This window comes from Bordetella genomosp. 5 (assembly GCF_002261475.1).
In the GTDB taxonomy this organism is placed as follows: Bacteria; Pseudomonadota; Gammaproteobacteria; order Burkholderiales; family Burkholderiaceae_B; genus Bordetella.
Genome location: NZ_NEVN01000010.1, coordinates 101,799 through 115,265, shown reverse-complemented (window position 1 = coordinate 115,265; position 13,467 = coordinate 101,799). Strand labels below are relative to the sequence as shown.

The window sequence follows — 13,467 nt, the reverse complement described above, 5'->3', positions numbered from 1 at the left end:
CAAGCGGTGAGCGTCCGTGGCGGCGCCGGGGCGCATCTCGCGCCCCGGCCTGCGAAGTGTCCCCGAATGTACTACGCAGCCATCGGGCCCGCGCCCGGTCGAAACCAGCCGTTGCAAACCGGCGGGGATCGACATGGGGGCGCGCGAAATTGCGTGTAATAGGCGTTGTTCCTGCGGCGCCTGGTTGTGAGCGCAACCAATCCGATCTTGCAGGGACCGCGGCGCGCAGTCGCAAGCGCGACGGCGTGCAGGCGCCCGCTAACCGTCCTGATGCGCCTTCATAGTCCTATAAAAAGAACGATGAGGGCGAAAAGCGCAGTCTATCGCCGGATTGTTCGCAGGAATATAGTTCCGGTCATGGCAGCTCACTGCTGCACGCCCTACCCCTGCCATCCCTGATCTGGAGCCTCCCATGAACGCCGCCGCCCACCGCCTCGCCGCCGAACCGCCGCCTTCCTCGCCCTTCGCTTACTCCGCGTTCACCGTCATCTGGATCGCCACCGTGCTGTCCAATATCGGCACGTGGATGCACGACGTGGGCGCCGGCTGGCTGATGACCTCGCTGTCGCCGTCGCCGTTCTTCGTGGCGCTGGTGCAGACGGCCGGCGCGTTGCCGGTGTTTCTGCTGTCGCTGCTGGCGGGGGCCCTGGCCGATACGATGGATCGGCGCCGCCTGCTGCTGATCGTGCAGATCGCGATGGGCATCGTGGCGCTCGCACTCGGCCTGATCGTGTGGGCAGGGCTGACGACGCCGTGGGTGCTGCTGGGTTTCACGCTGCTGATGGGGGTGGGCACGGCGCTGTCGGCGCCGGCCTGGCAGGCGATCGTGCCGAGCCTCGTGCCGCGCGCTTCGCTGCAGCAGGCGATCGCCACCAACAGTGTGGGCATCAACGTGAGCCGCGCCATCGGCCCGGCCCTGGCCGGCATCATCATCACGAGCCTGGGCGTGGCGATTCCGTTCTTCGTCAACGCGCTGAGCTTCATCGTCGTGGTTGCCGCGCTCTTCTGGTGGAAGCCGCCGGTTGCCGCCGACAAGCGTCTGCCGCGTGAGCAGCTGTTCTCCGCCATGCGTGCCGGTGTGCGGTTCGCCCTGCACAGCGCGCCGCTCAAGGCCACCCTGCTGCGTGCCGTTGCGTTCTTTCTGTTCGCCAGTGCCTATTGGGCGCTGCTGCCGGTGATCGTGCGTCAGGTGCTGCAAGGCGGCGCGATGCTCTACGGCATCATCCTGGGCTGCGTCGGCGCGGGCGCCGTGATCGGTGCGATGGTGCTGCCGCCGCTGCGCAAGAAGCTCGGTCCCGATCGCAGCGTCATGGCCGGCACGCTGGGCACGGTGCTCACGCTGGTGGTCTTCGCGGTGGTGCCTCATCCCGTCGTCGCCGGTGTGTTCAGCTTCCTGGCCGGTGCGTCGTGGATCATGGTGCTGACCTCGCTCAACGTCTCCGCGCAAGTGGCTTTGCCCGACTGGGTTCGTGCTCGCGGCCTGTCGATCTTCGTGACGGTGTTCTTCGGTTCGATGACCGCGGGCAGCATGATCTGGGGGCAGGCCGCCGTGCAACTGGGCGTGCCCGCCGCGCTGCTGGCCGCCGCCGCGGGTGCCGTGATCGCCATGCTGCTGACCCGCAAGGCCAAGCTGCAGATGGGCGCCGACCTGGATCTGGCACCGTCCATGCACTGGCCCGAGCCGCTGATCGAGAAGGAAGTCACGCATGATCGTGGTCCGGTCATGATCACCGTGGAATACCTGATCGACCCCGCCCGTGGTTCCGAGTTTGTCCGTGCCATGCATCATGTGCGCGCCGAACGCCACCGCGATGGTGCCTACGCCTGGGGCATTTTCGAAGACACGGCCCAGCCTGGCCGCTATCTCGAGTACTTCCTGGTGAGCTCGTGGCTCGAACACCTGCGCCAGCATGAGCGCGTCACGCATGCCGACCAGGACCAGCAGGAAGAGGTGCGCGCGTTCCACATCGGCGACGAGCCGCCGCGGGTGTCGCACTTCATCGCACCCCAGCAGTAAGCGCCGGGCATCGGGTGCAACGACGACGGGGAGGGGCCGAGGCCTCCTCCCCGTTGTCGTTTGAGCGTGTTAGGCGGCCGCTTTCCGACGCGCCTCGGCATACCGGCGCGCGGCATCGAAGTCGGCGTCGGACGCGAAGGCGCGGCGCGGCAGGATCAGGGCCTCGCGCTTCGAGATGGCGAGAAACGTGTGGCGGGCATTGCCGATGACGCGCTTCACGCTGGCCCAGGGCAGGCGGGTGTCGGCGACGTTGGAGGTGGGATCGACGCCGTCGTCGGTGAGCACGATGGTGATCGTGGCGCCCGCCGAGGCGAGCTGGCGGTAATAGAGAAACGAGATGCCCCACGAGAGCCAGTGGCCGAACAGCATGAGCAGCGAGGCGAACAGCAGCGCGCCACCGACCCAGGTCGCGCCGCCGCTGGCCACCAGGACCCGGGCCAGCAGGGCGGGATTCCACAGCGAGGTCAGGCAGGCGAGTGCGAACCAGAAGATGACGACCCAGACCGCCAGCGTCAGGATACGCCGCGTCCAGGAGCGGCGCGTGAGCGCGACGGTCATGGCGGCGTAGTCGCCCGGCGTCAGGGTGTAGGTGGCCTGCGGTGTCATGGGGCTCGCTTTCGGAAAAGGACAGCGGCCATTGTCACCGCGCAGGCGCCCGCGCTCAAGCCTGGACGCCGGCGTGGCTCTGCGCCTGGAAGGCGCTGGGCGCCATGCCGAAATGACGCCGAAAGGCCAGCGTGAACGCGCTCTGGCTCGCGTAGCCGCACGCCAGCGCCACCTGCAGAATGCTGTCGCCGGCCATCAGCCCCTGCAGCGACGACAGCAATCGCGCGCGCAGCCGCCACTGGCCGAAGCTCGTGCTCGTCTGTTTCTGGAAGTGCCGCTGGAAGGTCTTGACGCTCATGGCAAGGGCGTCGGCCCAATGCGCGGCGTCCCAGTCGCGGCGCTCGCCCTCGACCGAGAGCGCCTCGCAGACCTGACGGATGCGCTTGTCGGTCGGCCACGGAAGATGGAACGCCGGATCCATGGGGGCACTGAGCTCCTCGCGCAGCAGATGCGCCATCAGGCGGCCGCGGCGCGTCTCGATGGCCTGCAGGCCGAGCGACGCGAGTTCGTCGATCACCGCGCGCAGCAGCGGCGACACCGGAATCATGCCGTCGGTCGCGGGGAGCCCCAGCACGCGCTGGCTGTCGACGAAGAGACTGCGGATGCGCGCGGGGCCGCGCACGCTCATGCGGTGCTCGACCCACGGCGATATCCATACCGCGCGCGCCGGCGGCACGAGCCAGCGGCCTCCCGGCGTGTCCACGCGCATGAGACCCTCGACGGCATAGAGAAGCTGGCAGCGGGCATGGCAGTGGAACGGCGTCTCGTGCCCTTCGGTGAAATTGGCCGCCGCACCGGTCAGGATCGATGTCGCGGTGTCGTAGGGCTTGGCGTCCTGGCCGTGCACGATTGTCTCTTTCTCTACAAAAGTCGACCCATTCTATAGAAACGGCGGCGCGCCGGCTTCATAAGATCGCTTCATAACACGCCATACCCTTGTCATATGCGTGCCTGCGTCGCTTTCTCGCTTCGGCCCGTCCGCGGCGTCACAAGCGGCCATGCCCGCCTGCCGACACCGGCCCGCCAACGCTACGTCCGTTGCCAGCCGCCGGTGCCGGTGATTCACCCGCGCTCCGATGGTCGTCCAGCCTCACACCAAGTATCGTCCCCTCGCTCCCGTCGCGCTGAGCGACAGGCAATGGCCTTCCCAGACCCTCTCCGATGCACCGTGCTGGCTGTCCGCCGACCTGAGCGATGGCAATCAGGCGCTCTTCGAACCGATGGACCGCCCGCGCAAGCTGCGCCTGTTCCGCGAGTTGGTGCGTATCGGCTTTCGCGAGATCGAGCTGGGCACGCCGGCCGTCTCGCAGACGGATCATGAGCTGGTGCGTCATCTGATCGATCGCGATCTCATTCCGCGCGGCGTGACGCCGGCCTTGCTGACACCGCTGCAACCGGCCGCGATCCGGCAGACCGTGGCGTCGGCCCGGGGAGCGCGCCGCGTCATCGTGCATCTGTTCAATCCGGTGGCACCCGCCTGGCGCGAGCTGGTGCTGGAGCAGAGCGTGGAACAGATCGTGACCGCGGTGCGGGAGGGGGTGGAGCTCCTGCGCGAGCTCACGGACGCCCAGCCCGACACGGAATGGACTTTGCAGTATTCGCCCGAGACCTTCTGCCAGGCCGAGCTCGAGGTGTCGCTGGCCGTGTGCGCGGCGGCCATCGAGGCGTGGGACGCGGGCCCGGGGCGGCCGATGATCGTCAATCTGCCCGCCACGGTCGAAGTCGCCATGCCGAACGTCTTCGCCGATCAGGTGGAGTGGATGCATCGCCACCTGCCGCGGCGCGCCGATCTGGTGTTGTCGGTCCATCCGCACAACGACCGTGGCACCGCCGTGGCCTGCGCGGAGCAGGCCCTGCTGGCGGGCGCTCAGCGTGTCGAAGGCTGCCTGTTCGGCAATGGCGAGCGCAGCGGCAATCTCGACCTCGTCACGCTGGCGCTCAACCTCTACACGCAGGGGATCTGGCCGGGCCTCGATTTCTCGGATCTCAATGCCGTGGCGCGGGTGGCCGAGGAGAACACCGGCCTGCGCGTGCCGGCACGTCATCCTTATGCGGGCGATCTGGTGTTCACGGCGTTCTCGGGCACGCATCAGGAGGCCATCGCCAAAGGCCTGGCCGCGCAGGACCCCGAGGGGCCCTGGCGCGTGCCGTACCTGGCGATCGATCCGCGCGATGTGGGCAGGTCGTATGGCGGCATGGCCCGGGTCAATGCCGCGTCGGGCAAGGGCGGCATCGCCCATGTGCTGGAGCGTGACCACGGCATCGCCATGCCGCGCCGCATGCGCATCGAGTTCGGCGCGGTCGTGCAGCGGCTGGGCAGCGCGAGCGAGGCCGACCTCGATGCCGACGAGGTGTGGCGGCTGTTCCAGCAGACCTACGAGGCGCCGCTGCTGGCCGGCCGTCTGCGCCATCTTTCGCATGAGCTCTACGATGTGCCGGGCGGTCAGCGCATCCGTTGGCGCCTGTCGGATGCCGGCGTGATCGGCGAGCGTAGCGGGCGAGGCAGCGGTCCGCTGGCCGCGGCCGCCGACGCGCTGGGCATGCGGGTGGACTACGTGCAGCACAGCCTGGGGCAGGGGGATCAGGCTCGGCCGCGTGCCGTGGTCGAGGCGGCGCTGCCGGGACGCTCGGGGCCCGTGTTCGGGGTGGGCATGCACGAGGACCTGGCCACGGCCGAGATCCTGGCGCTGCTCTGCGCGCACAATCGCGTGCTGACCTGATGCCGGGCCGCGCGGCCCGGCGCGTCGTGCGGCGGCGTCGTCAGATGCCGCGCATGCGTTTCAGGAACTCGAGATAGATCGGATCTTCGTCTTTGAAGACTTTCTCGCCGGCGCCGCGATAGGCGAGCAACAGCTCATCGCCGGCGACGTCGAACGCCTCCTGGTCGTAGGCCACCTGACCCAGCCGCAGATGCAGTAGCGGGTTGTCCTTGCCGCCGGGGCACGACTGCGCATCGCGATAGGCCTGCGCACTGCCTTCGAAGTCGTCCAGCATGTGGCAGGTGTCGCCGATCGCGACCATGATCCAGGTGGCGATGTCCCAGCGGACTTTGGGCTCGGGCAGAAGATCCCAGGCGGTTTCATAGGCTTCGAGCGCGGGTTCGTATTCTTCGCGCTCGAAGTGTTCGTCGCCTTGCACGCAGTAGGCTTCGACGATGTCGTGCAGGGCCGCGTCCAGTTGCATGATCGCCTCCGTTGCATTCTCAAATGGGCGCTCAGTGTAGTGTCGATATGGCCGCCGCAGCCTCGGCAATGGTCGCCTGAGCCGAGGTCTCGTCCGAATGTGTGAGGGGGGTTGCGGGAATGCAAGGGCCGCGGGTAAGCGCAGCGCACGGATCGATGCGCCGGCCTGCGGATTGCAATGCACGGTGTACGCGCGCAGCGGACTGCCGCGCGCGCCGGGTCTATTCGCCCAGGCCGAGCTTGTAGAAGGCCTGACTCGCGATGAGGGTGGCCCCGCAAGAGGTGCGCATGCCCTCGAGCGCGGCCTCGCGATCGGAGCTCACGCCGGGCAGGCCCTCGACGATGGTGTGGGTGCCACCGCACTGCGGGCAGGTGACGCGATCACCGACCCGGGCCATGGGCTGGCCGAAGATGATCACGGTTTCGTCGCCCGTGACGACCACGCCGCCGTGCGACGTGCGATCGCCTTTGCGGATGACGGCGCGTTGGCTCATGGCGTGGGCGTTGGGGGTATTACAGGTAGGTGCCGTCGGGCGCCATGGCGGGCTCGCCCACCACGAACGTGCCGTCCGGCGCCATGCGGATCGGGCCGCCCGAGCCCTTGTACGAGCCATCGGGCGCGCGTTGCGGCGTGCCGGCCACGTAGGTGCCGTCGGGGGCGCGCGTGATGGGGCCCGTGCCGCTAACGTAGGTGCCATCGGGCGCACGGCGCGCGGCGCCCACCATGAAATGACCATTGGGCAACATGCGGATCGTTTTCGTCGTCATGAGCGAGTCCTGTTCAGGTGGCGACATGATAGCGGCCACGCGTGATGCGCTTTGTAATAGGAGGTGTCATATTTGAACGTACCTTGAAAGCGGGTATGAGATCATCCCAGCGATTCGTGCGCCGCCATGGGGGCGGGACGCCGCTTTCTACGCATCCTCATGACCGATATCGACGCCCTGTTGCAGCCCGTGCCCGGTGACGATCCCTGCGGGATCGACCTGGTTTTCTCGGCCGAATTCGACGCCATCCGCGAAGCGCGCCGCCACGATGATCCGCAGCTGGATCAGGGCGATTGGGTCATCGACCTCAAAGAGGCCGATTGGCCCGAAGTCATCAAGATCTGCACCACCGTGCTGCGCGAGCGCAGCAAAGACATCCGCGTGGCGTCGTGGCTGGCCGAAGCCTGGGCCAAAACCCGCGGTTTCGCCGGGCTGCGCGATGGTTATCTGCTGATCGACGGTCTCTGCCGCGACTTCTGGGAGGGCCTGCATCCGGTGCCCGAAGATGGCGATGTGCAGCAGCGCGTGGGCAATCTGGCATGGCTGCTGTCGCGCTCGCAACAGCTCGTGGGCGAGATTCCGCTGACCCAGGCCGATGGCGCGCGCTACGGCGCCGTGCTCTGGGAGGCCGCCACGCAGCTGGCCAACGCGGTGAAGCGTTCGCCCGACAACGCCAACGAGATCACCCGCGGCAAGCTCACGCTCGACCGTTTCGACGCGGCGCGCCGCGACACGCCGCCCGCGTTCTATTCCGAGCTCGAAGTCCAGATCGAAGGCTGCGTGCAGGCGCTCGCGCGCCTGGAGCAGACCCTGGACGCCCGGCTGGGCAGCGAAAGCCCGGCGTTTTCCCGCGTCCGCGAGGCGCTCAAGAACGTGACCGAACTGGTGCATCGCTTCGCTCGCGATGCCGGCCTGCTGGTGCGCGCGGATCTGGCCGCGACCAGCCTGCCGCCGGTGTCGTCCGCGTCCTCCGCTCAACCTGTCCGCATGGAGCCCACCTTGCCCGCTGCCGACATCGATCCCATGCCCCAGGGTGCGCCGGCTGGCGCCGTGACGCACACGCTGCGCGGCCCGATCCAGACGCGTGACCAGGCCCTTGCGCAGTTGCGCGAGGTGGCCGACTTCTTCCGCCGCACCGAGCCGCACAGCCCGGTCGCCTATCTGGCCGACAAGGCCGCGAGCTGGGGCGAGATGTCGCTGCATCTGTGGCTGCGCACGGTGGTCAAGAACGACGAGACCATGGCCGGCCTCGAAGAACTGCTGGGCATCAAAAAGGCCGGCGACAACGGTTGATCCGTTGGCCGCCGGCCTGCGTCGCGTCGTGCTTCAGCGCGCGGCGCGGAACTCGATCCGACGATTCTTGGCGCGGCCCTCGGCCGTGCCGTTGGTCGCGACCGGCTGGTCGGGCCCCGCGCCCATGGCCTCGAAGCGCGAGGCGGGCAATCCCTTGTCGACCAGGTAATCGCGCACCGCATCGGCGCGCGCCTGGCTGAGCACCAGATTGGTGGTGCGGCTGCCGGAGCTATCGGTGTGACCGATGATCTGGATCTTGTCGGCGCGCAGCTTGGGCACCACGTCGGCCACTTCATCCAGCAACTCGCGGCCGCGCGTGGTCAGCCGCGTGCTGCCCGTCTCGAACTCCACCACCCGATTGCTGAGCAGGTTGTCGAGTACGCCCTGTTCGTTCTTGTCGGCCGAGACACGCAGGCCGTTGATGATCTTGTAGGTCGGGTTGAGCGAGGTGGCGAAGGTGCTGGCGATCTGCTGGCGCGAGGCCTCGTTGTCGACCTCGCCGCGCAAGCGGATCTGGGTGCCGTCGATCTCGAGTTGGCCCCGGTTGATCTGCTTGAGCGGCGTATCGAGCAGCTTGCCCACGTGCTCCGACCAGTTGGCGGGGGCGACCACGCCGCCTACGTCGATGCGGTCGATGACGTTGCCCACGCCATAGATCTTCTGCAGGCGCGCCAGCACGTCGGCCTTGGTGGCCTCGTCGGGCACGGCACCGCTGGCCACGACCTGGCCCGGCTGCGGAATCACGTTGGCGGGCACCACGGTCGCGCCATCTTGCGCGTAGGCCGAGCAGCAGAAGGCCGCTGCCAGGGCGAGGAGTCGGATACGCATGCTTCAGGCTCCGATGAAGACTTCGCGGAAGGTGTCCTGCGCCTGGCGCAGGGACAGCCGCGGTTGATCCAGATAGCTCGACAGCTTGGCCAGCCCGTAGCTGGCGCGCACGTGCTCGCGCACCCACGGCGCTTCCTCGAGCACGATGTAGTGCTGGGCCAGGGTCTGCGGCGTGGAAAGCAGGCTTGCGAGGCTCTGCGGCGATGCGCCGCGAAAGCCCACGACGAGCCGATGCGTGCCGGCGATGCGGCCGATGAAGAGCGCGATCTCGAAGTCGGCGCGTGCGAGGAACGGCGCGATCAGCGCCATCCAGTAGCTCGCCACCAGATTGATATAGAGCGGGTCGTCCGGCAGGGGCAGGGCGAGGCCGGTGTCGAGCTGCGACGAGCCGCTGGACATCACGGGTTCGAGCAGGATGCCGAGCGCCAGCACGATGTCGTGCATGTTGGCGGCGTGCTGATTGCCGCGCAGCATGGCCTCGACACGCTCGAGCGTCTGCAGGTCGATGAAGGCGTCGAAACCATCGTCGGCGGCCGTGCGGATCTCGCCGCCCAGATCGTTGAGCGCCTGCAGCGCGGCGGCCTGATCGCCGTCCTGCATGAGCTGGCTCGCGGCCGTGCCCATGCGGTTCCACATGCGGCTGAAGGCGAGCGGGCTGCGCGCGATGAATTCGAGCGGCCGCGCGACTTCGATCGAGGTGGCGCTGATGAACGGGAAGCGCCGCCCCGACAGATCCCGGCTCGGTTGCAGGTGCCCGGCGATGCCGAGCTTGCCACGCGATCCCAGGATCGCGAACTGGATGGGCTGGGCCTCGTCGTAAAGCGCTTTCCAGTGTGGATCCTGCGCCAACGCTTCCATGGTGTTGGCCACCCAGTCATCCAGCGTGCTCATGAGCTGCGGATGCGAGGTGTTCTTCACGAAGTCGCCACGCGACGGGATCTTGCCGAAGTAAGCCGTACGGAACATGGGTGACTGCAAGGTGCTCATTGCGCCGCTCCAGCGGACGTCGAGGCGACGGCGGGTGGGTTGGGGGAGGCGCCCACGACCGAAGTCGGCAGGCGCAGATTGCGCAGGCCCTGGCTGCCGGGCTCGGCGCCGCCCGCGGCCGCGGCCTGGGCGTTGCTGATGATCCGCAGCTTCACGGGCACGGTGACGTTGGACTTGGTCCAGCTCATCTCGAAGCTGCCGTCCGGCGCGGGCTTGCGCTGTGCGCCGGAGATCAGGCGCTCCAGGCCGAAGCGGCCCGGTTCGTTGACGATCTCGACCACGGTGCCATCGAAGGTGGTGGCGGTGATGCGCGCGCCAGGGGCGCCTTGCGCATTGGGCCAGACGAAGTTGACCCACTGCGCCGGCGTGTTGCGGTAGCGCAGCTGCTGGCCATCGATCTCGATCGTGTATTCCGTGACCCCACCCGCGGGACGCGGCTGGATCTGGAACAGCGTCTGCGGCTGGGCCGCGCCGCCCGCGCCCGAGGCGCCACCGGAGAGCGGTGCCACCCACTGTGCGAAGTTGGCGGTGAACGAGGGCTGCAGATCGATGCCCATGTCGCCCCACGTGCGTGCGGTGAGGATGTCGCCCCGGCGCACGGTGAGCGGTCCGAGGGTCTCATTCACGTAGCGCGCAATGCTGCCCTGCGGACCGAAGACCTGGCCGATCTCCTCGCCGCTGGCCTCGACGCCGGCTCGCGTGGAGAACGGATACTTGTCGGCCAGGGTCTGGCTGAAGGGCTGGTAGACCTGGGCGTTCCAAACTTTGTTGAGCTCGAGCTGGGCCGGCTGCATGGTGACGGCGTAGGCCTGGATGAGCGGCCGGATCAGCAGCGGCCGCAGCGTCTCGCGTTGCGCCGGCGTGAGACCGGCCAGCATCTGTTCGTCGACCAGTTTCAGTGCGTCGGCGAGCTCCGACTCCTTGCCTTCGAGTGTCTGACGCATCAGCGCCAGCGCGCCGGGGCCGGGGTCGCCCTGGTTGTTGATCTGATTGAAGCGCGTGCGGATCTTCGACAGCGCGTTCATGTAGTTGCCCAGCAGCGATTGGTTTTCGCGCGTGACGACCAGGCGCGCCACGTCGGAGAACTCGCGGCCGACCGGGCCCATCGGCACCTGGCTCGCGCCTGCCGCGGCTTCGGTGGGTTTGGGCGGTTCCTGGCGCAGGATGTTGCGCTTGAACCAGGCCACCACGCCCGTCTGCGCCTGCGAGATGCCGGTGTTGATCAGCGACGGGTTATCCCAGGACGTCTGCTCGTAGGTGGTGTTGATGAGCTTGGCGAGCGGCGAGTTCTGCGGATCGCCCAGGCGGTTCATGCCCTGCACCGCCTGATCGAAGTTGTTGAACGGCTTGATCGTGACGCCGCGCAGCAGCTTCTGCCACTCTTCGGCGTACTCCGTTTTGTACATCGTGGCGAGGCTCTTCTGGATCTGCTCGGGGCTGCCTTCCAGCGTGAGGTCGTCGCGCACGTTCACGCCCAGCACCCAGTCGGTGGTCTGGACTTCGCGGCGCGCGGCCTCGCCGATGGCGGGCTCGATGTACTGCTCCCAGGCCTCGCGCGTGAAGGTGCCGGGCACGGCGTAGCTGCCCGCCACCACGGCGGCGTCGTTCTCGCCTACGATGCGGGCGACGGTCATGGCCGGGTAGCGCGTGGCGGCGCGCGCCTTGAGCGTGGCGTAGGCGCGCTCGCGCGCCGGCATGCCCTGCATCACGGCACGCAGGCTGCCGCGCGTGCGTTCCACGGTCGCGAGATTGGTCTCGATCTCCGGCCAGTCGGCATCGGCCGAGCGCGCAACATAGAAAGAGATCAGGCGCTCGGCGCTGCGGATCAGCTGGTCGCGCGGCATGGCGCCGCGGTTGGTCTCGAGCCAGCCGCGCCAGAAGCGCGTGATCTGATCCGACAGGTGCGTGGGCTCCACGTGCTGACGGTTCGCCATCATCAGATAGGTCTTGAGCGCGTTGTAGGCATCGTCCACGCTGGTGGGCGAGGCATCCTGGAACAGCATGTCGCCTTGCGCGCGGGAGGGCGGCGTGGGGGCGGCGGGGGCCGCCGTGCCGGTCGCGCCGGACGCGCTCACGTCGACCTTGCCGAGATAGTCTTCCAGGCTGGCCTTGACGGGCGTCAGCATGAACTGGCTCAGGCCGTTGTAATACTCGGCCAGCAGGCGCTGTTTGAGCACATCGCCCTGATACAGGCCCATGCCCAGCGACAGCGGCCGGCTCGACGAGTAGCGGTCGAGCTGTTCGATGCGGTCCTGCAGGATCTCCATCGCCTCGAGGCGGCTCTGCAGATCGGTGCGCTCGCTTTGCAGCCGCACGACCTTGTCGAGGTCGGCCTGCACGTTGTTGGCGAGCTGGCGGTTGCCCAGATACGACCAGCTCCAGCCGCCCAGCAGCAAGCCCAGCGCCAGCACGAGGCCGAAGAAGGTGGCGTAGCGCATGCGGATCTTCGCCGGGCTGGCGTGCTGCCGCACGAGCTTCTTGTCGGCGAAGATCACGTTCGAGAACAGGTCGCGCAGGAAGAAGCCGTTGTGCGAGGCCACATTGCGCGCCGTTTCGCGCGAGGCCGGCTTGAGGCTGAAACGCTCGGCCAGCTTCTCGGTCGAGGCGCTGCGCGACGCGCCTTCCTGCAGCGCGCTGGTGAAGTAAAAGCCCCGGAAGACCGGCTTGTACTGGAACGGATTGGTCTCGAACAGCGTCGACAGGAAGGTGCGCAGCGCGGGCTTGATCGCGGCGAACTCCAGCGGGAAGGTGAGCAGCCCCGGAGGCAGGGGCCCCTGGCGGCGCAGCGAGATCTGCGCGGTGCCCATCTCCTTCAGGCCTTCATAGAGCTCGTCGAAGCGCTCGTCGAACAACGACAGCACATCGCGGCCTTCTTCGACGCCGTAGGGCAGGGACGCGCCCCACACCCGGTTGCGCTCGTGCGCATCGGAGTCGGCGAAGAATTCCGCGAAGCCGGCGATGAGGTCGGCCTTGGTGAAAATCACGTACACCGGCGCGAACACTTCGAGGCGGTCGGTGAGCTCCTGCACGCGCTGGCGCAGATTCTTGGCGAGATTGATGGCGAACTCGGGGCCCGAATCGGTGAGCTCGCTGATGCTGGCTGCCACGATGATGCCGTTGATCGGCGCCTTGGGCCGATGGCGCTTCAGCAGGTCGAGAAAGCCCATCCATTCGTTGCGGTCTTCCTCGTGCACCGAATAGCGGCCCGCGGTGTCCAGCAGAATGCCCTCGGTCGTGAAGAACCAGTCGCAGTTGCGCGTGCCGCCCACGCCGCGCACCGCCGCGCCGTTCTTGTCGGCGAACGGAAACTGCAGCCCCGAGTTGATGACCGCGCTGCTCTTGCCGGCGGCGGGGTTGCCGATGACGATGTACCAGGGCAGCTCGTAGAGCGCCTCGTTGCCCGACATCTGACCGATCTTGGATGTCTTGATCGTGCGTACGGCCTGCGTCAGGCGGGTACGCAGTGCCTCGACCTCGGTGCGATGCGCCGAGGCGCTCGCGGCCGCGCCGGTCTGCACCTGCTGCTCGAGCATGTCGCCCAGCTTCTGGTTGGCGCGACGCGTGCGCCGGCGGCGCCAGAGGTAGACGCACAGCCACAGAAACAGCAGCACACCCAGCAGCAGGCCAGCCCAGACGAAGGCGATCTGCAGCGTGTCCGCGAAGAGGAACAGGAACACGATGAGCGCGATCAGGCCGATCACCATGAAGGTGCGCGGATTGGCCAGGATTCGCGATCCCCAGTGACGGAGGTCGCTGAGCATGCTGGACAGGCTGGAGAGGAAACCG

General features: G+C 67.8%; 11 protein-coding genes. 3 read left to right on the top strand and 8 right to left on the bottom strand.

Features of this window, described 5'->3' with window-relative positions; genetic code table 11:
* Positions 1–412 precede the first annotated feature (412 nt).
* A complete protein-coding gene (locus CEK29_RS19100; protein ID WP_094859006.1) occupies positions 413–2,017 on the top strand; it encodes an MFS transporter in 1,605 nt (534 codons plus the stop codon).
* A 69-nt stretch (positions 2,018–2,086) separates the two neighbouring features.
* On the opposite strand, the gene CEK29_RS19095 is transcribed toward CEK29_RS19100, so the two are convergent.
* Both CEK29_RS19095 and CEK29_RS19090 read right to left on the bottom strand, forming a co-directional pair.
* On the bottom strand, positions 2,087–2,623 hold the full coding sequence (locus tag CEK29_RS19095; protein ID WP_094859005.1) for a YcxB family protein: 537 nt from the start codon (positions 2,621–2,623) through the stop codon (positions 2,087–2,089).
* A 55-nt stretch (positions 2,624–2,678) separates the two neighbouring features.
* Entirely contained in the window at positions 2,679–3,470 is a 792-nt protein-coding gene (locus CEK29_RS19090) for an AraC family transcriptional regulator (RefSeq protein WP_094801433.1), read from the bottom strand.
* A gap of 229 nt (positions 3,471–3,699) precedes the next feature.
* On the opposite strand from CEK29_RS19090, the gene CEK29_RS19085 reads away from it, so the two are divergent.
* Entirely contained in the window at positions 3,700–5,343 is a 1,644-nt protein-coding gene (locus CEK29_RS19085; RefSeq protein ID WP_094859004.1) for a 2-isopropylmalate synthase, read from the top strand.
* A gap of 40 nt (positions 5,344–5,383) precedes the next feature.
* On the opposite strand, the gene CEK29_RS19080 is transcribed toward CEK29_RS19085, so the two are convergent.
* The 3 genes from CEK29_RS19080 to CEK29_RS19070 all read right to left on the bottom strand — a co-directional run bounded on the left by CEK29_RS19080 (position 5,384) and on the right by CEK29_RS19070 (position 6,573).
* Positions 5,384–5,806 carry a hypothetical protein gene (locus tag CEK29_RS19080; RefSeq protein ID WP_094859003.1) on the bottom strand — a complete coding sequence of 141 codons (423 nt, stop codon included), beginning with the start codon at positions 5,804–5,806 and terminating at the stop codon, positions 5,384–5,386.
* A gap of 220 nt (positions 5,807–6,026) precedes the next feature.
* On the bottom strand, positions 6,027–6,299 hold the full coding sequence (locus tag CEK29_RS19075; RefSeq protein ID WP_094801439.1) for a PAAR domain-containing protein: 273 nt from the start codon (positions 6,297–6,299) through the stop codon (positions 6,027–6,029).
* A gap of 19 nt (positions 6,300–6,318) precedes the next feature.
* A complete protein-coding gene (locus CEK29_RS19070) occupies positions 6,319–6,573 on the bottom strand; it encodes a hypothetical protein (RefSeq protein WP_094801441.1) in 255 nt (84 codons plus the stop codon).
* Positions 6,574–6,732: 159 nt separating this feature from the next.
* On the opposite strand from CEK29_RS19070, the gene tssA reads away from it, so the two are divergent.
* Positions 6,733–7,866 carry a type VI secretion system protein TssA gene (gene tssA, locus CEK29_RS19065; protein ID WP_094801443.1) on the top strand — a complete coding sequence of 378 codons (1,134 nt, stop codon included), beginning with the start codon at positions 6,733–6,735 and terminating at the stop codon, positions 7,864–7,866.
* 33 nt (positions 7,867–7,899) lie between these two features.
* Here the strand turns inward: tssA and CEK29_RS19060 are convergent, their stop codons facing one another.
* The 3 genes from CEK29_RS19060 to tssM are packed head-to-tail and all read right to left on the bottom strand — an operon-like array spanning position 7,900 to position 13,442.
* A complete protein-coding gene (locus tag CEK29_RS19060; protein ID WP_094801445.1) occupies positions 7,900–8,694 on the bottom strand; it encodes an OmpA family protein in 795 nt (264 codons plus the stop codon).
* A gap of 3 nt (positions 8,695–8,697) precedes the next feature.
* Positions 8,698–9,681, bottom strand: a complete 984-nt coding sequence (gene tagF / locus CEK29_RS19055) for a type VI secretion system-associated protein TagF (RefSeq protein WP_094801447.1) — start codon at positions 9,679–9,681, stop codon at positions 8,698–8,700.
* Entirely contained in the window at positions 9,678–13,442 is a 3,765-nt protein-coding gene (tssM, locus tag CEK29_RS19050) for a type VI secretion system membrane subunit TssM (protein WP_249279109.1), read from the bottom strand. Before tssM ends, tagF begins: the two co-directional genes overlap by 4 nt.
* Positions 13,443–13,467: the final 25 nt, after the last annotated feature.

Excerpts from the sequence above, each read along its gene's own strand:
- CEK29_RS19100 (WP_094859006.1), top strand. The coding sequence starts at position 413 with ATGAACGCCGCCGCCCACCGCCTCGCCGCCGAACCGCCGCCTTCCTCG.
- CEK29_RS19095 (WP_094859005.1), bottom strand. The coding sequence starts at position 2,623 with ATGACACCGCAGGCCACCTACACCCTGACGCCGGGCGACTACGCCGCC.
- CEK29_RS19085 (WP_094859004.1), top strand. The coding sequence starts at position 3,700 with ATGGTCGTCCAGCCTCACACCAAGTATCGTCCCCTCGCTCCCGTCGCG.
- CEK29_RS19080 (WP_094859003.1), bottom strand. The coding sequence starts at position 5,806 with ATGCAACTGGACGCGGCCCTGCACGACATCGTCGAAGCCTACTGCGTG.
- CEK29_RS19075 (WP_094801439.1), bottom strand. The coding sequence starts at position 6,299 with ATGAGCCAACGCGCCGTCATCCGCAAAGGCGATCGCACGTCGCACGGC.
- CEK29_RS19070 (WP_094801441.1), bottom strand. The coding sequence starts at position 6,573 with ATGACGACGAAAACGATCCGCATGTTGCCCAATGGTCATTTCATGGTG.
- tssA (WP_094801443.1), top strand. The coding sequence starts at position 6,733 with ATGACCGATATCGACGCCCTGTTGCAGCCCGTGCCCGGTGACGATCCC.
- CEK29_RS19060 (WP_094801445.1), bottom strand. The coding sequence starts at position 8,694 with ATGCGTATCCGACTCCTCGCCCTGGCAGCGGCCTTCTGCTGCTCGGCC.
- tagF (WP_094801447.1), bottom strand. The coding sequence starts at position 9,681 with ATGAGCACCTTGCAGTCACCCATGTTCCGTACGGCTTACTTCGGCAAG.
- tssM (WP_249279109.1), bottom strand. The coding sequence starts at position 13,442 with ATGCTCAGCGACCTCCGTCACTGGGGATCGCGAATCCTGGCCAATCCG.